18 protein-coding genes are annotated in these 20,950 nt (G+C 67.3%); 9 read left to right on the top strand and 9 right to left on the bottom strand.

The features are described from left to right. Entirely contained in the window at positions 1-528 is a 528-nt protein-coding gene (locus Sri02f_RS42725; RefSeq protein WP_245970613.1) for a RidA family protein, read from the top strand. A gap of 25 nt (positions 529-553) precedes the next feature. Here the strand turns inward: Sri02f_RS42725 and Sri02f_RS12575 are convergent, their stop codons facing one another. Then, positions 554-766: a DUF5999 family protein gene (locus tag Sri02f_RS12575; protein WP_109001218.1), complete on the bottom strand. Its 213-nt coding sequence runs from the start codon at positions 764-766 to the stop codon at positions 554-556. A 230-nt stretch (positions 767-996) separates the two neighbouring features. Here Sri02f_RS12575 and Sri02f_RS12570 point away from each other — a divergent pair, with 230 nt between their 5' ends. Next, positions 997-1,425, top strand: a complete 429-nt coding sequence (locus Sri02f_RS12570) for a DUF6299 family protein (protein WP_109001217.1) — start codon at positions 997-999, stop codon at positions 1,423-1,425. Between the two features lie 534 nt (positions 1,426-1,959). On the opposite strand, the gene Sri02f_RS12565 is transcribed toward Sri02f_RS12570, so the two are convergent. Together Sri02f_RS12565 and Sri02f_RS12560 are read right to left on the bottom strand one after the other, a co-directional pair. Then, the gene (locus Sri02f_RS12565; RefSeq protein ID WP_109001216.1) at positions 1,960-3,489 is read right to left on the bottom strand and encodes a helix-turn-helix domain-containing protein; all 1,530 of its coding nucleotides are present in this window, start codon (positions 3,487-3,489) and stop codon (positions 1,960-1,962) included. Positions 3,490-3,554: 65 nt separating this feature from the next. After that, entirely contained in the window at positions 3,555-3,755 is a 201-nt protein-coding gene (locus Sri02f_RS12560) for a DUF4236 domain-containing protein (protein WP_109001215.1), read from the bottom strand. A 361-nt stretch (positions 3,756-4,116) separates the two neighbouring features. Here Sri02f_RS12560 and Sri02f_RS12555 point away from each other — a divergent pair, with 361 nt between their 5' ends. Then, a complete protein-coding gene (locus Sri02f_RS12555; protein ID WP_245970611.1) occupies positions 4,117-4,731 on the top strand; it encodes a CYTH domain-containing protein in 615 nt (204 codons plus the stop codon). 125 nt (positions 4,732-4,856) lie between these two features. Here the strand turns inward: Sri02f_RS12555 and Sri02f_RS12550 are convergent, their stop codons facing one another. Beyond that, complete coding sequence (locus tag Sri02f_RS12550) at positions 4,857-5,690, bottom strand: SAM-dependent methyltransferase (protein ID WP_109001258.1); 834 nt, start codon at positions 5,688-5,690, stop codon at positions 4,857-4,859. An 849-nt stretch (positions 5,691-6,539) separates the two neighbouring features. Here Sri02f_RS12550 and Sri02f_RS41190 point away from each other — a divergent pair. Further along, the gene (locus tag Sri02f_RS41190; RefSeq protein WP_159106702.1) at positions 6,540-6,929 is read left to right on the top strand and encodes a hypothetical protein; all 390 of its coding nucleotides are present in this window, start codon (positions 6,540-6,542) and stop codon (positions 6,927-6,929) included. Positions 6,930-6,937: 8 nt separating this feature from the next. Next, positions 6,938-7,483, top strand: coding sequence for a hypothetical protein (locus Sri02f_RS12545; protein WP_109001214.1), 546 nt, complete (start codon positions 6,938-6,940; stop codon positions 7,481-7,483). 668 nt (positions 7,484-8,151) lie between these two features. On the opposite strand, the gene Sri02f_RS12540 is transcribed toward Sri02f_RS12545, so the two are convergent. Genes Sri02f_RS12540 through Sri02f_RS12525 form a run of 4 tightly spaced genes read right to left on the bottom strand, consistent with a single transcriptional unit; the run spans position 8,152 to position 12,308 of the window. After that, complete coding sequence (locus Sri02f_RS12540; RefSeq protein ID WP_373865096.1) at positions 8,152-9,189, bottom strand: ATP-binding protein; 1,038 nt, start codon at positions 9,187-9,189, stop codon at positions 8,152-8,154. Continuing rightward, the gene (locus tag Sri02f_RS12535; RefSeq protein WP_109001213.1) at positions 9,186-11,015 is read right to left on the bottom strand and encodes a TnsB C-terminal domain-containing protein; all 1,830 of its coding nucleotides are present in this window, start codon (positions 11,013-11,015) and stop codon (positions 9,186-9,188) included. Before Sri02f_RS12535 ends, Sri02f_RS12540 begins: the two co-directional genes overlap by 4 nt. Further along, positions 11,002-11,526, bottom strand: coding sequence for a hypothetical protein (locus tag Sri02f_RS12530; protein WP_109001212.1), 525 nt, complete (start codon positions 11,524-11,526; stop codon positions 11,002-11,004). Before Sri02f_RS12530 ends, Sri02f_RS12535 begins: the two co-directional genes overlap by 14 nt. A gap of 47 nt (positions 11,527-11,573) precedes the next feature. Continuing rightward, on the bottom strand, positions 11,574-12,308 hold the full coding sequence (locus Sri02f_RS12525) for a TnsA-like heteromeric transposase endonuclease subunit (protein WP_373865095.1): 735 nt from the start codon (positions 12,306-12,308) through the stop codon (positions 11,574-11,576). 309 nt (positions 12,309-12,617) lie between these two features. Here Sri02f_RS12525 and acnA point away from each other — a divergent pair, with 309 nt between their 5' ends. Together acnA and Sri02f_RS12515 are read left to right on the top strand one after the other, a co-directional pair. After that, on the top strand, positions 12,618-15,335 hold the full coding sequence (gene acnA / locus Sri02f_RS12520) for an aconitate hydratase AcnA (RefSeq protein ID WP_109001256.1): 2,718 nt from the start codon (positions 12,618-12,620) through the stop codon (positions 15,333-15,335). 815 nt (positions 15,336-16,150) lie between these two features. After that, on the top strand, positions 16,151-17,215 hold the full coding sequence (locus tag Sri02f_RS12515; RefSeq protein WP_109001210.1) for a lytic polysaccharide monooxygenase auxiliary activity family 9 protein: 1,065 nt from the start codon (positions 16,151-16,153) through the stop codon (positions 17,213-17,215). A gap of 546 nt (positions 17,216-17,761) precedes the next feature. Here the strand turns inward: Sri02f_RS12515 and Sri02f_RS12510 are convergent. Next, positions 17,762-18,754, bottom strand: a complete 993-nt coding sequence (locus Sri02f_RS12510; protein WP_109001209.1) for an acetylxylan esterase — start codon at positions 18,752-18,754, stop codon at positions 17,762-17,764. 271 nt (positions 18,755-19,025) lie between these two features. Here Sri02f_RS12510 and Sri02f_RS12505 point away from each other — a divergent pair, with 271 nt between their 5' ends. Next, positions 19,026-20,015: an ABC transporter permease gene (locus Sri02f_RS12505; RefSeq protein ID WP_109001208.1), complete on the top strand. Its 990-nt coding sequence runs from the start codon at positions 19,026-19,028 to the stop codon at positions 20,013-20,015. Further along, positions 20,012-20,926 carry a carbohydrate ABC transporter permease gene (locus Sri02f_RS12500; RefSeq protein ID WP_373865094.1) on the top strand — a complete coding sequence of 305 codons (915 nt, stop codon included), beginning with the start codon at positions 20,012-20,014 and terminating at the stop codon, positions 20,924-20,926. The genes Sri02f_RS12505 and Sri02f_RS12500 overlap by 4 nt, the downstream gene beginning before the upstream one ends. Positions 20,927-20,950 lie beyond the last annotated feature (24 nt).

The raw sequence follows: 20,950 nt of genomic DNA, 5'->3' as shown, positions 1-20,950 counted from the left end.
ATGCAAGTCGACGCAAGTGGACGCAAGCGGTCGACCGGCGCGGGACGGGCCGACGGGCCGGGGCCGTCGAACAGGCCGTACCAGTCGTGGACTCGATCAGGAGGCCAAGTGAGCGCCGAGCGCGTCAACCCGTCCGAACTCTCCCCGCCCACCGGCTTCTCGCACGCCGTCGTCGCCACCGGCGAGCGCATCGTCTTCCTGGCCGGGCAGACCGCGCTCGACGCCGAGGGGAAGATCGTCGGTGAGGGGCTCCCGGAGCAGTTCGAGCGGGCCCTGGGCAATCTCCTCACGGCGCTGCGTCGCTGCGGCGGCGCTCCGGCCGACCTCGCCCGGGTCACCGTCCACGCCACTGACGTCGCCGACTACCGCGCGCACGCGCCCCGACTCGGGCGGATCTGGCGCGACTTGGCAGGCCGGGACTATCCGGCCATGGCCGTCGTCGAAGTCGTGCGGCTCTGGGACGAACGGGCGCTCGTCGAGCTCGACGGGATCGCCGTGCTGGGCTCGCCGCCGTCCACCGCGCACTGACTCGCGCGAGGGGAGGGCCGTCGGGTCAGGCCGCCACTGCCAGGAGCTCCGCGGTCACCCGGTGCGGGTCCACGACCCGGCCGTCGGGCAGCAGCTCACCCGAGTCGTCGAAGACGATCGTGCCGTCGCACAGCAGGTTCCACCCCTGCTCGGGGTGGGCGGCGACGACATGCCCGGGGCGGGCGTCGGCGGAGGGCCGGGCGTGGACAGAAGCGCCGGGAAACAGGTGGGAACACATTTCGCACCTCCACGTCGACGGGATCGGCCGTCCGGCCGGCCCCTGTGGTTAGACCATGCGCCCGGCCGGGAGGAATCGCCAGAGACCGCCCGGAAGCGTGACAGCACCAGGACAAGTCCAGGACCGTTCGTCGACGACAGGCGCGGACTCGCCACCGAAGGAGTGACGATCACCGCCCCGGGCCGGTCCGCCCGGTACCAGTGGAGGCCCCCATCACAGGAGGTTCTCCCATGTCGATGCGTCCCGCACTGTCCGCGGCCGCCGGCGCCGCCCTGCTCCTGCTGGCCGCCCCGGCGGTCACCGCCCACGCGGCCCCGTCGGAGTCCGTCACCGTCGACCCGGCCGGCCGTATCGCCGCCGACGGCACCATCACGCTCTCCGGCACCTACCGCTGCGTCGGCGACAGCGGCCCGGTCTTCGTCAGCTCCTCCGTCGGCCAGAGCGCCGACGGCGCCCGGCACGGCATCGGCGGCACCCGCGCGGTGTGCGACGGCGCCGAACACGCCTGGCAGAACACCGGCAAGGCCACCCCGGACGACCTCAAGCCCGGCGCCGCCCACGTCGAGGTCACCCTGATGGAACTCCGCCCCGACAGCGGCCTCCCCCTGCCCCGCTTCCATGCCGTACAGCAGCAGGACATCACCCTGACCCAGGTCTGACCTGCATCTGACCTGGGTCTGAGCGGGGTCCGGCCTGGGTCTCGCCTGCATCTGACATGCATCTGAACCTGGGTTTGAGCTGCATCTGACCTGGGTCTCAGCTGCATCTGGACTGAGTCTGACCCTGGGTCTGCCTCAGGGGCCGGCAAGGGTCCGATCGGGGTCCGACCTGGCGTCGATCAAGGTCTGGTCAGGGTCCGGTCGGACCTGGCCGGCACGTGATCGGCCGCGGCGGCGGGACGGCGATGCGGCCGCCCCGCCGCCGAGCGGTCAGCTCGGGGCCGGCGGGGGGAGCGGGGGGCCTCTCCAAGGCCCGGCAACTGGCGGAGGAGGGCGCAGTACGCCACGCTGACACAGGGACAGGGCGCGCGGCCTGGGGCGGACCGACCGCACGGCGAACAGGCCAGGGCGGCACACTCGGACGAGTTCCGCAGCCCCGCAGTCCCGCGGCAGTCGCCGCGATGCCGCCGCGTCCCCCTCGTAGGGCGTTTCGCGCAGGTCGAGGGGGGACGGCGGCTCGGCCAGGAGGGGCCGTCAGATATCCCTGAAGATCTCGATCTGCGCCCCGATCGAGTTCAGCCGCTCGGCCAGATCCTCGTAACCGCGGTTGATCACGTACACGTTGCGCAACACCGACGTGCCCTCCGCCGCCATCATCGCCAGCAGCACGACCACCGCAGGGCGCAGGGCCGGCGGGCACATCATCTCGGCGGCCCGCCAGCGGGTCGGTCCCTCCACCAAAACCCGGTGCGGGTCGAGGAGTTGGAGCCGCCCGCCGAGCCTGTTGAGGTCCGTCAGATAGATCGCGCGGTTGTCGTAGACCCAGTCGTGGATGAGGGTCTTGCCCTGGGCGACGGCCGCGATGGCGGCGAAGAAGGGGACGTTGTCGATGTTCAGGCCGGGGAACGGCATCGGGTGGATCTTGTCGATCGGCGCCTCCAGCTTGGAGGGCCGGACCGTGAGGTCCACCAGCCGCGTGCGGCCGTTGTCGGCCGGATACTCCGGCGTCCTGTCGTGGTCGAGGCCCATCTCCTCCAGGACCGCGAGCTCGATCTCCAGGAACTCGATCGGCACCCGGCGCACCGTCAGCTCCGACTCCGTGACGACGGCGGCGGCCAGCAGGCTCATCGCCTCGACCGGGTCCTCGGAGGGGGAGTAGTCCACGTCGATGTCGATGTTCGCCACACCGTGCACGGTGAGCGTCGTGGTGCCGATCCCCTCGACCCTGACGCCGAGCGCCTCCAGGAAGAAACAGAGATCCTGAACCATGTAGTTCGAAGAAGCGTTGCGGATAACGGTTACGCCGTCGTACCGCGCGGCCGCCAGCAGCGCGTTCTCGGTGACCGTGTCCCCGCGCTCGGTCAGCACGATCGGCCGGTCCGGGCGGACGGCGCGGTCGACGACGGCGTGATACTGCCCCTCCGTCGCCGCGACCTCCAGCCCGAACCGACGCAGTGCGATCATGTGCGGCTCGATGGTCCGCGTGCCGAGGTCGCAGCCGCCGGCGTACGGCAGCTTGAAGGTGTCCATGCGGTGCAGCAGCGGGCCGAGGAACATGATGATGGAACGGGTGCGCACGGCGGCCTCGGCGTCGATGGCCGCCATGTCCAGCTCGGCCGGCGGCACGATCTCCAGGTCGACGCCGTCGTTGATCCACCGTGTCCGCACACCGATGGAGTTGAGGACCTCGAGCAGGCGGTAGACCTCCTCGATCCGGGCGACCCGGCGCAGCACTGTGCGCCCCCGGTTGAGCAGCGAGGCGCACAGCAGGGCCACACACGCGTTCTTGCTGGTCTTCACGTCGATCGCGCCGGACAGCCGACGGCCGCCCACGACACGCAGGTGCATGGGGCCCGCGTAGCCCAGAGAGACGATCTCACTGTCCAGGGCTTCACCGATTCGAGCGATCATCTCAAGGCTGATGTTTTGATTGCCCCGCTCGATGCGGTTGACGGCGCTCTGGCTGGTTCCGAGCGCTTCGGCCAGCTGTGCCTGTGTCCAGCCTCGGTGCTGACGGGCGTCACGGATGAGCTTGCCGATGCGTACGAGGTAGTCGTCTGCCATGAGGCTGAGGTTATCTCAGATATGAGATGTCGCCTCGTCGGGGGGTCCGTTCGGGTGACAGCTCGTCAACGGCGCTTGGCCTTACTCGTACGACGCCACCCGAAAGGTCCCGGCAAATCCATCGATGTCGTACGACGTCCTGTGCTGCTGTGCGTGTGACGGGGGCCGTGCTGCCCGCCGCCGGTGGTGATCGACCACGAGTGCCGGTTGATGTTGAGCCGCACGCCGGGGAGGATGCGGAAACTCTTGCGGAAAGTGAGGGGCATCGGAGCCTCCTTCGTCGGGGGTGCCTGTCCGCTCTCGTTTACCCCGGCGCGACGGGCCCATGACGCCCATTCAGAAACCGTTCTCTGCCCAGGTTGCCCGCGGGGCCCGAAGGCGGCACCAGGAGGGGCTCACGTCACCGCGGCCGGTCCGTCGGCTGAGTGCCGCGCGACGCATGTCGCCCGCCGAGCGCCAAGTGCCGACTGCCGACTGCCGGCTCGGCTCCCTCACGGCAGGCATCGTCCTCGCGGCAGGCGTTTCCCTCGCGGTGGTCGTGCCGTCGGCGACGTGGATTCCGCATCGGACGACCGCCATGGCCGCTTGGGCTCTCCCTGTCCAGGGATCTGCTGGGAGTCTGGGTGCATGGAGAAGCGGCAGAGCGAGCGGAGACCTGAGCGGCAAGCCGAGCGAACACCTGAGCAACTGGCGGACCGGCTGCCAGGCGAGCAGCACGCTCAGAAGTACGCGCGGATCGAACGGGAAAGAAGGTTTCTGATGCCGGGCCCTCCGGCGTCTGCGCCGGTCACCGCCACCCGGCTGATTCGAGACCGGTATCTGAACGACACACGCCTACGGCTCAGGCGGGTGGAGCGCCCGGACGCCGACGCCCCGGAGCTCAAGCTGACCCAGAAAATCCCGGCAGGTCAGCCGGGCGCCGTCCAGGGACTGATCACGAACACCTATCTGTCGCAGAGCGAGTACGACCTCCTCGCCTCGCTGCCCGCGGCCGTGCTGTCCAAGACGCGGCTCAGCCTGCCGCCCCTGGGCGTCGACGTCTTCGACGGCCCCCTGGAGGGCCTGGTCCTGGCCGAGGCCGAGTTCGGAAATGATCAGGAAGCGATTGCCTTTCCGTTTCCCCCGGCGTGCGTGGCAGAGGTCACGAACGACGTGCGATTCACCGGCGGAAGACTCGTCCGCGCCACCCGCCGGGAGTTAGGTGCGTGGCTCGACGAGTACGGAATCCGTCTCTCACCATAAGCGGCCGTCGATGTCCTTCGACACTGAAGTCGGTCGCCCCGCCCGTCGCACCATCGGTCCCACCGCCGTGGCGGATGTACTCGGCCGGCGTAGGCAGAAACCCCCCGGCGATCCCCATCCGGGGCTCATGTCCAGGCCTTCCGGGCCAGTCCGGCGGCGATCAGGTGTTCCCAGACCGTGAGTTCTCGCCTTTTGCCGGTGTTCCACGGGTTGTCGGTCTCGTCGGGATGCCACAGGGACGCGGGGACGATCCCGGGGTCGAGGATCTCCAGGCCGTCCAGCAGGGAGGCGATCTCCGCGTCCGTGCGCCACCGGCCGCGGCCGAACGTCTGCTGGAGGACCTTCTCGGCCTCCGCGGTCTCCGGGTTGTTGCCGGAGCGGAAGTGGCTGATGAAGAAGTAGCTTCCGGAGGGAACGTGGTCGCGCCAGTAGCGGACGATGCCGGCCGGGTCCTCGTCGTCGTTGACGTGGTGGAGGATGGCGCTGAGTATGACGGCGACGGGACGCGTGAAGTCGATGAGTTCGAGGGTGTCGGGGTGGGTGCGGATGCCTTCGGGATTGCGCACATCGACCGCGACGACGCGGGTCCGGTCGTTGTTCTCCAGCAGAGCGCGGCCGTGGACCAACACTTGGTCGTCGATGTCGACGTAGACGACCCGGGACTCGGGAGCGTGCCGTTGCGCGACCTGGTGGACGTTGTCCGCGGTCGGCAGGCCACTGCCCAGGTCGATGAACTGCCGGATGCCGGTGGTCTTCGCGATCTCCCTGACCGCCCGGGTCAGGGCGGAGCGGTTGGCGAAGGCGATGGCCACCGAACCGGGCAGGTCTCGCTTGAACACGTCGCCGATCTCACGGTCCACGGCGTAGTTGTCCTTGCCGCCGAGCAGGTAGTCGTAGACGCGGGCGATGCTGGGCTTGGCCGGGTCGATGGAGGAGCCTTCGTACGTCATGGCGGCTATTCTTCCCTGTAACTGCGCCTGCCCACCCTCGTTTTGGGGTCCCCGGCCCGGCCGGACGACGCGAGGACATGGACGCGCGGGGTTCGGCGTCGAACGCCTCGACCGGATGACGGGACGACCGGCTCCACTCACCGACCGACGGCACTGCCAGCGGTGTTTTTCGCCGCCGCCCCGTACCAGCCCGAGAAGTGACGCTCACCACGCGATCAGCGAAACGTCGCCGCCGGGACGACGTCATCCTCGAACCGGGCCGCCCACACAGTCCGGCAGCGGGACACCCCCGCTCACGCACCGCATCCCCGTGCGACAGCCCTGCCTGCCGCATCCCCGTACGACAGCTCTACGTACGGTCGCGCAAGATCCGCCCCCGACCGGTACGGCCACCCGGCCCCTCGACCCCCTCGGCTCGCACGGCCCCCTCGACGCTCGCAGCCCCCTCAGCGCATCGCTTCGCGCGGTGTGAGCGGCCGGTACGGAAGCCGAAACGACCGGGTTCGCTGTCGAACGCGTCGATCGGTCGATCGGATGACAGCGGACAGGAGATGTCCTGTCTCAGTGAAACCAGTCGGATAGCCCGTGCTGACCTGCGCGGACTGGATTGACTGAGACAGCGAGTACTCGCTGCGGGGCCTGGTGCTCGCAGACGGCCGGTACGGGCTGGGGTTCGTCATAGCCGTCTGTGCCTGCTCCCTGCCCCGTTCTGTGTGCCGAACGCGGAGGCGCTGACGCGCAGCCGTCGTGCGCCCAGTCGGGCGAAGCGTAGGCCGCGCCGAACGCCAGTTGCTTGAAGTGCCATGTCATCAACGCGAGATTCTCTACCAGGCGTCAACCGCGGCAGAGTGAGGCTAGATGGATGATCCGGAAGAGCTGGGCAAGCTGACGGACAGGGCGGCGAAAGCCTGGATGGATATCGCCGAGGGTAGGTACGAATCAGCTCTCGAAGGATTCTCCGAAGTAGCCGATGCGGCACATGAGCACGCTATTTCACTGGCGCGGGATGGTGCCGATCCTGGCGTCGTGCTGCACTGGACAGTTGAAGCAGCTCAGGCCTTTGGGGTCGCTGTCGCTATGCAAGCGGAAGCGGGGGATGTTCGAGCTGTAGCTGATTCATTGGGCAAGCTAGGTGAACTCGCTAACGCGGTCGATCTGAACGAGATTGTGTCTCTGAATTCGGGTGAATGTATTCACGGTCGCATCACATATGAAGATAACAAGTGTCGCCGGCGGCCGTGCAGCTAGGAATCGGCATGACCGACGCATTCTTGCTAGGTAGCCTATGTGGCGTGATCGCGCTCCGTCTCGCGGTGATCGTGAGCTATTGCTGGAGAACTGACAAGCCGTTCACCAGCTCACATGTGAAGGTCCTTCAGTATTCGGGGCAAACCAACACGGAAAAGAAGAAGCGTCATGAGGAGTTCTTCGAAACAACGACTCGGCAGTTCAACACGCTACTCATTGCGGGCTCAATCTCCCTAGCCGCATGGTCTCAGCTATTCACTAACTCAACCAACGGGGCGGGTCAGCAGCTGACGTCGTTGACGCGCAACCTTCTTCTGCTCTCTTCCGTGGTGCTCCTCTCTGCTCCATTGATTTTCCGTAGGCCGGCCAAGGAATTCCAGTTCATTTGCCGCGAGAGCTTGACTGCCGTTGGGCTTGCCCTTCTGATCCTCTCGCTGGCATCTGCGTTGGCGGACCTGTTTTGCGACATCGGTTTCGTGGTCTCTCCCCTCATCGCCGTCGCGGTTTTCGTAGCAGACTTGGAAGAGAGTGTGCGAGTGTTCAAAATGTACTAACGAGCCACTCGGACCCCTTCGGTCAGGCTCAGTTTTGGCCGCCCCCGCGAACGCTCATTTCAGGCGCTGCTGCCAGGATCGGGTGTGTCGGAGGTGGTAGGCGAGTGCTCCATAGGAGATTGAGCACTCGTGGTTGTCGAGGAGTTCGGCCCACATTTGTCTGGTGTTGAGGCCAGCGGCGATCATTCCTTCGAGTAGGTCGGAGATTTCACCACCGATGGGGTCGGCACCTCGACGTGTCCCTGGGAGAAGCGGCTGGGCAGTGTCCAGAGCGCGGTGTACGACCCATCGCTGGACGCCGTAGCGCTGTGCGAGTAGCCGCATGGGTACGCCCTTGTAAGCGTCACGGGCTATGTGGTAACGGAGGTCGAGACGGCCGTGGAAAGGGAACCTTCTGGCGTAGCGTGCGGTTGGTTTGAAGCGGCCGCGGCGTGAACTGGCGTCGGCAAGGGCGCGGTCCAGGGCATCAGGGCACCGGCCAGAGACAGCAGCGAGGCGATCGAGAAGAGGTTTCCCGAACCAGTAGGGCGGTCCACACAGATACTCGTGCAGATAGCTCGGCTTGAGATGGTTTGCGCGGGCCAGCCGCCGGATGTAGGAATCTGTGGTTTCCCCAAAGCGTGGCGGGACTTGGATGGGGAGCCGACGCGGTAGTTCGACAGCTCCTGTCAGCATGTGGATGCCTTTGCGTGGAATGGCGCGGAAACTTCCGCAGCGTGGTCCAGAGAGATCGCATCGATCCCCGATTTCGTGACCCGTTCCGTGCCGTTGAGGATCGCGTCGATGGCGGCACCCCGGATTGCGTGTGACAGCGCTCCGATCATCCCACCAGTGCGCTTGTGGAGGTGACGGTCCAGCTTGACCAGACTGCCCTGAGGGTGGTTGTGCAAGAGAATTGTTTTCTCCAAGGTTGCGATGAGTCCTTTCCACTCGTCGCCGTAGGGGAAAGGGCGAGTGGGGACGAGGGTGAAGCGGCCCGAAATCTGGGCGCCCCGCGTGCCGGCCAGGAGCTCGCTGGTTTCCAGGCCGATCCCCGCATAGACGAATGTCGCGGGGATGCGTTCCGAGAAATACTTGAGGGTGTCGGAGACTTCGGCGCCTGCTCGGGTTACCTGCGAGATGTTGTGGACCTCATCGACGAGCACGAGGCCAGTGCGAGTGTCGGTGCAGACGCCGACCACGGCCTCGATGATGTCCGTCATGTTTGATCTGTGACGCACTGGTAGGCCCAGAAAGCGGGCAAATTCGGCGGCGACCATGCGGGCAGTAGCGGCGGGAGGAACGGTGATGTAGAGCACAGGAATGCGGCCCGAGACCTTCGGATGGCGAGCCCGGTCGAGAAGCTCATGGGATCGCCCGAGCTGGGAGATGGCGCTGGTCTTTCCCGTGCCGGGAAGCCCGGAGACCATCAGCCCTCGGCGGGCACTGATGGCGTGGCGATTGAGCAGGACCAACCGGCGACCGCAAATCACTGTCCTCTCGACGAATGACGTGGCGACCGTGAGCATGCGGGCGTGATGGTCGAGCCGGTCATCGTCGTAAAGATCACGTTCAGCCGAGGAGAGCCGCTTCAGATCATCGGGGGACAGTAGGACGGGAGCCGCAGGGGCCCCGGCGACAAACCTTCGCCACCCGTCCAACGTGGCCAATTGCCGGTTCGCCTCGGTATCGGCCTCCTGCAGGGCGGCCGGTGGGGACGTGGTCAAGGGCGCCTCCAGGGATTGGCGAGCGGGTCGAAGAGCCCCAGCGGGATGACTTCAGCGAGGTCGGTGTCCGTCTCGCCGTCGTGTGCGGGCTCGGCAGATGGTGCGGTGGGGACCTGTCGGTCCGTGGCGGTAGCCCGGGTGCGGGCGGCGGCCCGGCGGTCACGTCGGGAACGCTTTGCCGGGCGGCTCTCCTTGGCGACGGGGCCATCGTGGGCTCGCCGCAGCAGAGCACTGACGGCATCGGCAATCTGTTCTTCGGTGCCCCCGGGGACTTGTTCACAGGCCCGGTCCCAGGCCAGTTCGCCGAACGGCACCCCGACGCGATGCAGCTGCTTCCAGAAAACGGTGATCCACCGGTCGCCTCGGCGGTCGCGTACCCAGATCCGGGAGACGTCGTAGGGGTCGTGGTGGATCTCCCACAGGCCTTTCTTCGCGAGCACCCCGGAGTGCTGGCGGCGAAAGGGATTCAACTCCGGGCTGTCATAGATGCGGTGCTTGATACGGATGCCATAGGCATTGATCGCCTGCCAGCGTTCGGGTAGAAGCTCCACGTAGTCATCGGCGCCGAGCGGAACCGGAACGTAGCCGCAGGACTCAAGCAGCGTCGCGTACTTCTCATTCGGAGAGAACGCCCGCGCTGGCGCATCTGGGTCGCGCAGTGCGTCGTGGGGCCTGGTCTGCCAGCAGGCGATGACCCACTCATCGAGAAGGGCCTGGAGCTCGGGCAGCGACCACAGCGGCCCGTCTTCCAGCTTTCGGCCGCGGCGGTCAGTGGTGGATCCGGTGTAACCAGCGACGAACTGGGCGAACAGTGTCGCCACGGAGCCCAGCGTTCTCTCGATTGCGCCCTTGTCGGTCGGCGTCGCTTTGTGGGCAGGTTGCAGGTTGATGCCCAGGTAGCGGCAGGACGCCCGGAAGTTGTGTGAGACGAACACTTTGCCGTGGTCGCAGACGATCGTCTCCGGAACGATCACCGGGTGGGCGGCTGCGTGCTCCAGGCGTTCGTCGATGCTCAGCAGCCGCCGGTGCGGCAGTACCGATCGGGACATCCGGAGGGCATCCGACCAGCCTGGACGCATTGCCTCTGGGGTGACGCTGCGGGCCAGCAAGGCGGAGGCATCCGCGGCCTTCGTGGTGGGCCGCAGCACCGCTGCGGTGATCGACCTCGTGGCGATATCAACCATGGCCGTCAGCTCGACCTTCTCGGCGATCCCGTCGTCCAAGCGAACAAGCACGTCCAGCGGAGTGGAGTCGATCTGCATCAGCTCGCCCGGTGCGCTGGCTGGCACTTCGCCGAATGGCCCCGTCGGCCTCACGGTGACCGAGCGGCGGGTGCGGGCCGACCCGGTGGCGTGGGTGTCCGCGGCCAGCTTCTCGAACAGCCGGTAGAGCGTGGCCCGTGACGGCAGCTGGGCGGCAGCGGTCTCCTCGCGATCAGCAAGGATCTGCTTGGTCCGCCAGATGATGAATCCGATGGTTCTCGACGACGCTTCGGCGGACTCGGCGATGGCCTGCCGCATTGCCTCCACCACGGCCACGTCGGCCTGCCCGAAGGGCGGCATTTGCTTGGCCGACCGGCCGTCCGCGAGCCCGACTAGCCCGTCCCTCTGGTAGCGCTGGCGCCGCTGCTTGATGCCGCTGGCCGTCACCCGATGTCCCGCCGCCGTCAGCTCGGCGGCCTTGGCCCGCTCACGCTGGGCCAGCGAGTGCTGTTTCGGATCGAACCCAGGCCGCGGCTTCGACCCTTCCGGGGTATCCGGCGGCAGGCCGTGCAGGACCTCCAGGACGTGCGTCTCCCACCAGCGGGCCTGTTCAGCGGCCGTCAACGGTGACCGAGCGGCGGGTGCGGGCCGACCCGGTGGCGTGGGTGTCCGCGGCCAGCTTCTCGAACAGCCGGTAGAGCGTGGCCCGTGACGGCAGCTGGGCGGCAGCGGTCTCCTCGCGATCAGCAAGGATCTGCTTGGTCCGCCAGATGATGAATCCGATGGTTCTCGACGACGCTTCGGCGGACTCGGCGATGGCCTGCCGCATTGCCTCCACCACGGCCACGTGGGCCTGCCCGAAGGGCGGCATTTGCTTGGCCGACCGGCCGTCCGCGAGCCCGACTAGCCCGTCCCTCTGGTAGCGCTGGCGCCGCTGCTTGATGCCGCTGGCCGTCACCCGATGTCCCGCCGCCGTCAGCTCGGCGGCCTTGGCCCGCTCACGCTGGGCCAGCGAGTGCTGTTTCGGATCGAACCCAGGCCGCGGCTTCGACCCTTCCGGGGTATCCGGCGGCAGGCCGTGCAGGACCTCCAGGACGTGCGTCTCCCACCAGCGGGCCTGTTCAGCGGCCGTCATAGGAAATTCCGCGATTCGGGCTGTGGGTGGCACCCGCCTCTTCCTGGTCACCGGGTACCCCCGCCGGCCAGGTGCACGACCGTGCGCGGTCCCATCAACTCGACCGCCATCCCCTTCGCGGTCAGCTCCTGGAGCCAGAGCAGATGGAACAGCACGGGCAGCGTCGCCAGCCGATCCCCGGCCGTGTCCGCCCCAGCCATAAGCGGCGTCGGGGCTGCGAAGACCTCGCGGAGCCGCCCCGAGGCTAGGCTGTTCAGACACCGGGGATGCCGGTAGCGAGACAGCCACCGGACATTCGCCAGCAACACCTCCTCCGACACCCCGACCCGCTGAAACCCCCACCCGGCCCGGACGCAAGCCAGACGCGTCACCTCGAACGCTTCGGCGTCCTTTGGCTCGATCCGCTCATCCGCACGGACATCGACAACCACAGCCGAGCCGTCCGCTCGTCGCACGAAGTAGTCCGGGGCGTGCCGACGCTCCCGTTCGCCGTCGTGCCAGTGCAGCCAGAACGGCTGCGAGGCAATCCCCACCACCTTGGGATCGAAGTCCATCAGCACAAGCCGGTCCCGCTCCAGCCACGACTCGAAGCCGACATGCTGCCCAGTCGTCGCCGCCCAGTACCAGCCTGCGAAGTGACGCTCACCCTGTGACCACCGAAACGGCCGCACCGGAGCGACGTCCTCGAACCGGTTCGTCACACAGTCCAGCAGCGGGCGCCGCTGGCGCTCGCGTACGGCGTCCACGTACGACAGCTCGACGTACGGCGCCGCGAGATTCACCTCAGCCGGTACAGCCACCCAGCACCCCCAGTGCGATCACCCTCACGACTAGGTTCGCTGATACGGAAGGGCAACCGACTGGGTTCGCTGAGTAAACGCCTCGATTGGATGAGAGCGGACAGGAGAGCCCGGGCATGACCATTCAGCCCCCATGTACTAGAGTTATCTCGACATCGAGATATCTGCCGAAGGCGCACCGCAGCCGCCACCTGGTAAGGGCACCCTAACTTAGCCTCACCTCAGCGGATTGGCCAAGCCCGCGTGACGGCAGGATGCGGTGGTACGCGCACATCAATGAAGGAGACTGTCGTGTCGGCGAACAGCTTCGACGCCCGCAGCACGCTGCAGGTGGGCGACGAGTCGTACGAGATCTTCCGGCTGGACAAGGTGGAAGGCTCGGCTCGCCTTCCGTACAGCCTGAAGGTGCTGCTGGAGAACCTGCTCCGTACCGAGGACGGCGCGAACATCACCGCCGACCACATCCGTGCGCTCGGCACCTGGGACTCCCAGGCCCAGCCGTCGCAGGAGATCCAGTTCACCCCGGCCCGCGTGATCATGCAGGACTTCACCGGCGTGCCCTGCGTCGTCGACCTCGCCACCATGCGCGAGGCCGTGAAGGAGCTCGGCGGCGACCCCGCGAAGGTCAACCCGCTCTCCCCGGCCGAGCTGGTCATCGACCACTCGGTCATCGCAGACAAGTTCGGCACGAACGAGGCCTTCGCGCAGAACGTCGAGCTGGAGTACGGCCGCAACAAGGAGCGCTACCAGTTCCTGCGCTGGGGCCAGACCGCCTTCGACGACTTCAAGGTCGTCCCGCCGGGCACCGGCATCGTGCACCAGGTGAACATCGAGCACCTGGCCCGGACCGTCATGGTCCGCAACGGACAGGCGTACCCCGACACCCTCGTCGGCACCGACTCGCACACCACCATGGTCAACGGCCTCGGCGTGCTGGGCTGGGGCGTCGGCGGCATCGAGGCCGAGGCCGCGATGCTCGGTCAGCCGGTCTCCATGCTCATCCCGCGCGTCGTCGGCTTCAAGCTCACCGGTGAGCTGCCCGCCGGCACCACCGCCACGGACCTCGTCCTCACGATCACCGAGATGCTGCGCAAGCACGGCGTCGTCGGCAAGTTCGTCGAGTTCTACGGCGAGGGCGTCGCCGCGACCTCCCTCGCGAACCGCGCCACCATCGGCAACATGTCGCCGGAGTTCGGCTCCACCGCGGCGATTTTCCCGATCGACGACGAGACCCTGAAGTACCTCAAGCTCACCGGCCGCTCCGAGCAGCAGGTCGCGCTCGTCGAGGCGTACGCCAAGGAGCAGGGCCTCTGGCTGGACCCGAAGGCCGAGCCCGACTTCTCCGAGAAGCTGGAGCTCGACCTCTCGACGGTGGTCCCCTCCATCGCCGGCCCGAAGCGCCCGCAGGACCGCATCGTCCTCGCGAACGCCGCCGAGCAGTTCAAGAAGGACGTCCTCAACTACGTCAACGACGAGTACGAGGCCAGCAAGGAGTCCTTCCCCGGCTCCGACGCGCCGTCCACGATCCCGAACGGCATCCCGTCCAAGCCGGTCACCGTGACCGCCCCCGACGGCTCGACGTACGAGATCGACCACGGCGCGGTGACGGTCGCGGCGATCACCTCCTGCACCAACACCTCCAACCCGTACGTCATGGTCGCCGCCGCGCTGGTCGCGAAGAAGGCCGTGGAGAAGGGCCTGACCCGCAAGCCGTGGGTCAAGACCACCCTCGCCCCGGGTTCGAAGGTCGTAACCGATTACTTCGACAAGGCGGGTCTCACCCCGTACCTCGACAAGGTCGGCTTCAACCTCGTCGGCTACGGCTGCACCACCTGCATCGGCAACTCCGGCCCGCTGCCGGAGGAGGTCTCCAAGGCCGTCAACGACCACGACCTGGCCGTCACCTCGGTCCTCTCCGGCAACCGCAACTTCGAGGGCCGGATCAACCCCGACGTCAAGATGAACTACCTGGCGTCCCCGCCGCTGGTCGTCGCGTACGCCCTCGCCGGCTCCATGAAGGTGGACATCACCAAGGACGCCCTGGGCGCCGACCAGAACGGCAACCCGGTCTTCCTCAAGGACATCTGGCCCTCCGAGGCCGAGGTCAACGACGTCGTGGCCAACGCCATCGGCGAGGACATGTTCAACAAGTCCTACCAGGACGTCTTCGCGGGCGACGCCCAGTGGCAGGCACTGCCGATCCCGACCGGCAACACCTTCGAGTGGGACGCCGAGTCGACCTACGTCCGCAAGCCCCCTTACTTCGAGGGCATGACGATGGAGACCACCCCGGTCTCCGACATCACCGGCGCGCGCGTCCTGGCCAAGCTGGGCGACTCGGTCACCACCGACCACATCTCCCCGGCCGGCGCCATCAAGGCCGACACCCCCGCCGGGAAGTACCTCACCGAGCACGGTGTGGAGCGTCGTGACTTCAACTCCTACGGCTCCCGCCGAGGCAACCACGAGGTCATGATCCGCGGCACGTTCGCCAACATCCGCCTGCGCAACCAGATCGCGCCGGGTACGGAAGGCGGTTACACCCGCGACTTCACGCAGGACGGCGGTCCGGTGTCGTTCATCTACGACGCCTCCCGCAACTACATCGAGCAGGGCGTCCCGCTGGCCATCCTGGCCGGCAAGGAGTACGGCTCGGGTTCCTCGCGTGACTGGGCCGCCAAGGGCACCGCGCTGCTCGGCGTCAAGGCCGTCATCGCCGAGTCGTACGAGCGCATCCACCGCTCCAACCTCATCGGCATGGGCGTCCTCCCGCTGCAGTTCCCGGAGGGCACCAACGCCGAGTCCTTCGGCCTGACCGGCGAGGAGGCCTTCTCCTTCACCGGCGTCGAGGAGCTCAACAACGGCACCACCCCGCGTACGGTCAAGGTCACCACCGACACGGGCGTCGAGTTCGACGCGGTCGTCCGCATCGACACCCCCGGTGAGGCCGACTACTACCGCAACGGCGGCATCATGCAGTACGTGCTCCGCAGCCTGATCCGCAAGTAAGCAAGTAAGCGGACGAGTAAGCGGTACCGCAAAGCAGCTCAGGGCCGCACCCCCGGCGACGGGGGTGCGGCCCTGAGCCGTGCCCGCCCGAGCCACCACCATTCTCGGCTCGAACACCGGGTCGCTGCGGTTGCCCGGGACACCAGTCCGGACGTGACCGGACACGACCGGCCCTCCAGGGGCGCGCGCCGGTCGCGTCCTCGTCCCCGCCGTCGGCCACGTTGCGAAACCGTTCTCCGTGCTCGAGGCGGTGCTGCGGCCGGGCGGACCGCTGCGCCGGTCCGGGAAGTACGGTCCCGCGCTGAAGCCTCCGCACGCGTCCTCGGCCGGCCAGCCGGCTGGCGCCGACCGGTGAGTCGTCTGCACCGCGCCGGTGACGGGGTGCCGTGCCCGCCCTGCTGGTCGCCCGCGCCGTCGTCGACGGATTCCGGGCGAAAGGGCCGCCCGGACCACCGGGCCGCCCGGACTGCCGGAAGCAGTCCACCCTCGCAGGCCGGGCGTTCAGGCGTCGCCGCACCACCGCTGACGGTCCGATGCTCGAAGAAACCCGTACAACCCCGTTTACAAGTGGGCCGTACAGCGCTACCTTCCGCCACAGGTGAGGTGGGAGCGCTCCCATGTGTTCGCGCCCGGTGGACCGGAACCCGCCGGGCGTGAGCGGGACGCTCCCACTTCGCCACCGCGAGGCCCGCGCATGCCCGCTGGCACCCCGCAGGTGTGCGAACCGCTCCCGCATCCGCAGTGCACCCCATGCCCGCACGGTCCGTACACGGAAGGCGGACTCACCTGTCATGCAATCTGTCCTGCGATCTGTCATGATCACGCCAAACCGGAAATCCAAGTTACGCACCCATGCCCTCTTCCTCGTCCTCCTGGCCTTACTGGCCACCGTTCCCGCCCTCGGTCTGATCGTCACGGCCGGCGGCAAGGCCGAGGCCCACGGCACTCCCATGAAACCCGCCAGTCGCACGTTTCTGTGCTGGCGGGACGCGCTGACCGACACCGGTGAGATCAAGCCGATCAACCCGGCCTGCAGGAACGCACAGCAGGTAAGCGGTACCACGCCGTTCTACAACTGGTTCTCGGTGCTGCGCTCCGACGGCGCGGGCCGCACCCGCGGCTTCGTGCCCGACGGCCAACTGTGCAGCGGCGGCAACACCAACTTCACCGGCTTCAACGCGCCGCGCAACGACTGGCCCCTGACCCATCTCACCGCGGGCTCGACCGTCGACTTCTCCTACAACGCCTGGGCAGCCCACCCGGGTTGGTTCTACGTCTACGTCACGAAGGACGGCTTCGACCCGACCCGCACACTCACCTGGGACGACATCGAGAGCCAGCCCTTCCTCTCCGTCGACCACCCACCGCTGCACGGCAGCCCCGGCACGGTGGAGGCCAACTACTCCTGGACCGGCCAACTCCCGGCCAACAAGTCCGGCCGGCACATCATCTACATGGTCTGGCAGCGTTCGGACAGCGCGGAGACCTTCTACTCCTGTTCCGACGTCGTCTTCGACGGAGGAAATGGCGAGGTAACCGGTATCCACGAACCGGGCAATCCGACCGAGCCGGTTCCGGGCGTCTGCACCGCCACCCGCAGGACCACGAACACCTGGAACGGCGGCTACCAGTCCGAGGTGACCGTCACCAACTCCGGCGACGTCCCGATGCTCGGCTGGATGGTCGACTGGACGCTGCCGTCAGGTCAGTCCGTCGCCAGCCTGTGGAGTGGCAACGCCACATACACCGGGCAGGCGGTGATGGTCCATAACGCCGACTGGAACGGCTCGTTGAGTCCGGGCCAGAGTACGACGTTCGGGTACGTCACCTCCGGCGCGGGCGGAGACAGCACGACAAGCCTGCCCTGCAGGGTCGGTTGAGCCACTGCCGCAGTAGAGGGGCCCGGTGGGCGCTCAACGCTCACCGGGCCAGCGAACCGGACGGACGGTCCCGCGACGGGAGAGCGAAGCAATCCCGAGCGGTCCCGCGGCATTCGCCCCCGGGTCGGCCCGGCGACCGCCCCCGGCCTGCCCGGCCCCCTGGCCTGCCCGGCCTCGGCCCGCCCGGCACCGGGAGGCGCACGTCGACCGTCTGGTGTCAGGCGTACTGTTCGAGCCCGGCCACTTCTGATGGGGATGGGCGCCTTGTCGTACGGGCCGCGCAGGCGGATCGAGCGCGCGGCTGGTGAAGGAACCCGTTGACCTGCTTCTGCCGGACCGGCTCACCGATCAGCCGGGCCCGCCGATCAGCTCTCGACCTGCCCGGTCGAGGAGGCGGAAGAGACGCTGGTCGGCTGAGCGGGCGCGCCGGTGCTCATGTGCTGGTCACCCACGGCCGCCGGATGCGGGCCCGGTTCACCAGTTCCCCCGGCCGGAGGGGGGAAGAAGGGATGCGTGGCCGGCGGAGGGTGAGGCGCGGCTGGCGCGTCATTCAGCCAACTGTGATGCCAGCCAATGGAGTTGGCGCTTCCCGTGCTCGCCCCCACCCCCCTCGTGCCCGTTGAACGGATACGGGTGAAGCTCTTTGCGGGCGGGCAGCCCACTGCTGAGCTCGCCGTAGCGGTTGAAGGCGGCGTACGTCCCGCTCGGAGGACAGACGATGTCGCGCAGGCCTGTGCCGAAGTGGACCGGGGCTTGGGCCCGCCGGGCGAAGGAAACGCCTTCTACATAGGAAAGCGTGCGGTAAGCGGCTTCTTCCCTACCGCGATGGACGGAGAGGTAGCAGGCGATCTCCCCATAAGGGCCCGTGTCGGTGAGGTCCAGGGCACGCCGGATGCCGCACAGAAAGGGCGCCGTGACGAGGGCGGCGGCCAGATCGGGTACCAGGCCGGCGACGGCCAGGGCCAGCCCGCCGCCCTGGCTGTTCCCGACGGCGACCGTGCGGACCGGATCCACACCGGGCAGGGCGCGGACCGCCGTCACGGCACGCACCGCGTCCGTGATCAGGCGCCGATAGTGATAGTCCCGCGGAGAGAGCAGGCCGCGGGCGGCGGGACCCGGCCCACCCGGCGCGGTGGCGTGCGGGTCCGGGGTGACGCCTCCGTCGCCGTACTGGTCCCCCTGGCCCCGGTTGTCCATGAGCAGATGCGCATAGCCCGCGTTCACCCAGGTCAGCCGCTCGTGCGGGAAGCCGCGCCCGCGCCCGTAGCCGACGTACTCGACGACTGCGGGAAGCGGTTCCCGCACGCCGGTCGGGCGGGTGAACCATGCCCTGACCGGGTCGCCTGCGAAGCCTCGGAAGGTGACGTCCCACGTCTGCACGAGACGGAGACCGGTTTCGACGGGATGCACGGAAACCAGCGGTTCCCGCTGCTGTGCCTCGTGCAGGGTCTCGGCCCAGAACGCGTCGAACTCGGCGGGCTCGTCGAGCGGCGGGCGATGGTGTTCCAGCTCGGGTAGCGGCAGGTCGAACGCAGGCACGGTGCCACCTCGCAGGGTCGTGGGGGGAGCGATCGTTGCGTAGGTCAGCCAGAAATTTGCGGGAGACGAAGCAGTCGACGTCCCGGTTCTACCCCGCCCATGAGGATTCCACAACGCCACCCGACGTCCCACGGGTCCACCGTGCAGCACCCATTGACAGCGCTTTCCGTGAGCCCTTACGTTTCCGCAGAGTTACCGGTAAGGGCACGAAAGTTTCGAGATCACGCACGGCGAATCGAGCGTTTCGAAGGATGCCCCAGGAGGCCCGAGCATGAGCACCTCCACCAGGTCGGCCCCACCGTCAGGAACCCGGCACCCGCTTGCGAAGACCCGGCACGGGCCGGCGCGACCGACCGCCCGCCGAGGCTGGGGTCGGGCTCTGCGCCGGGACTGGCAGCTGTATTCGCTGGCCGTGCTGCCGCTTCTGTTCTTCCTCGTCTTCCGCTATCTGCCGATGATCGGCAATGTGATCGCGTTCCGCCGCTTCGAGCCGGGCGGTTCGATCCTGGGGGAGCAGTGGGTGGGGCTCCGTTACGTGCGGATGTTCCTGACCGACCCCACCTTCTGGCAGGTCTTCCGCAACACCTTGTGGCTCGGCGGCCTCACGCTCGTGTTCTGCTTTCCCATCCCGATCATCCTGGCGCTGCTGCTCAACGAGGTACGGCGACGCTCGCTGAAACAGCTTGTGCAATCGATTTCGTATCTTCCTCACTTCCTGTCGATGGTGATCGTCGCCGGCATCACCCTGCAGATGCTGGCCACGGACGGTCCGGTCAACCACGCACTGACCTGGTTCGGCCACGAACCGGTCCGCTTCATCCAGGAACCCGGATGGTTCCGGACGATCTACGTGGGCTCGGAGATCTGGCAGACCGCCGGCTGGGGCACGATCCTCTACCTCGCGGCGCTCACGACCATCGACGAGGATCTCTACGAGGCCGCCCGCATCGACGGCGCGAGCCGCTGGCGGCAGATCTGGCACGTCACGCTGCCGGGCATCCGTCCCACCATGATCACGCTGTTGATCCTCAACATCGGCACGTTCATGGCGGTCGGCTTCGAGAAGGTCCTCCTGCTGTACAACCCGCTGACCTACCCGACGGCCGACGTGGTCTCCACCTACCTGTACCGAACCGGTGTCGAGTCCAACAGCTTCAGTTACGCGGCCGCAATCGGGTTGTTCGAGGCGGTCATCGGACTCGTGTTGATCACCGGCGCGAACCTGTTGTCGCGTCGCAGCGTGGGGACGAGCCTGTGGTGAAACTCCTGACCGCCCGGGTTCCGCGCCCGCGCACCTCCGTGCACCAGCCCACCCGTGGCTACCGCGTCTTCCAGGGCGTCAACGGTGTCATCCTCACCCTTGTCGTGCTCGTGACCCTGTATCCCTTCGTCAACATCATCGCCCGGTCCTTCAGCGGGGAACGCCAGATCCGTGCCGGCGAAGTGACCTTGTGGCCGAAGGGATTCAACCTCACGACGTACAAAATCGTCTTCCGGGACTCGATGTTCTGGCGCAACTACGGAAACACAGTTCTCTACACGGTCGTCTCCACCGTCATCGCCATGGTTCTGACGACCTGCTACGCCTACGTTCTGTCGAAAAGGAATCTCAAGGGGCGGGGAGTGCTCGTCGGCGTCGCCGTTTTCACCATGTTCTTCACCGGCGGTCTGATTCCGAACTACGTCCTGGTCACCAGCCTTGGCCTGAAGAACTCCGTCTGGGCGATCGCGCTGCCCAACGCGGTCAGCGTCTTCAACCTGCTGGTGATGAAGGCATTCTTCGAGAGCCTGCCGATCGAACTCGAGGAGGCCGCCGAGATCGACGGCCTGAGTACCTACGGCATCCTGCTCAGAATCGCGTTGCCGCTGTCCAAGGCGGTCATCGCCACGATGATTCTGTTCTACTCCGTGTCCTTCTGGAACTCGTGGTTCTCGGCGTACCTCTACATGGACCGGACCGAGTTGATGCCGGCCACGGTCTATCTGCGCAACCTGATCTCGGGGGCCACCACCGGCGGGAACGCCGGCGCGGGGACCGATCAGCTCAGCCAGGTCGGGGCGAACATCCAGGCCGTCACCATCGTGCTGACAGCGCTGCCCATCCTCTGCGTGTACCCGTTCGTACAGCGCTACTTCGTCTCCGGCGTCACGCTCGGCGCGGTCAAGGGCTGAGAGCCGTAACCCCTTACGGAACAG

Source organism: Streptomyces rishiriensis (genome assembly GCF_003112535.1).
GTDB classification, from domain to species: domain Bacteria; phylum Actinomycetota; class Actinomycetes; order Streptomycetales; family Streptomycetaceae; genus Streptomyces; species Streptomyces rishiriensis.
The sequence above is the reverse complement of the archived record's forward strand: the minus strand, read 5'-3'. Positions and strand labels throughout refer to the sequence as shown.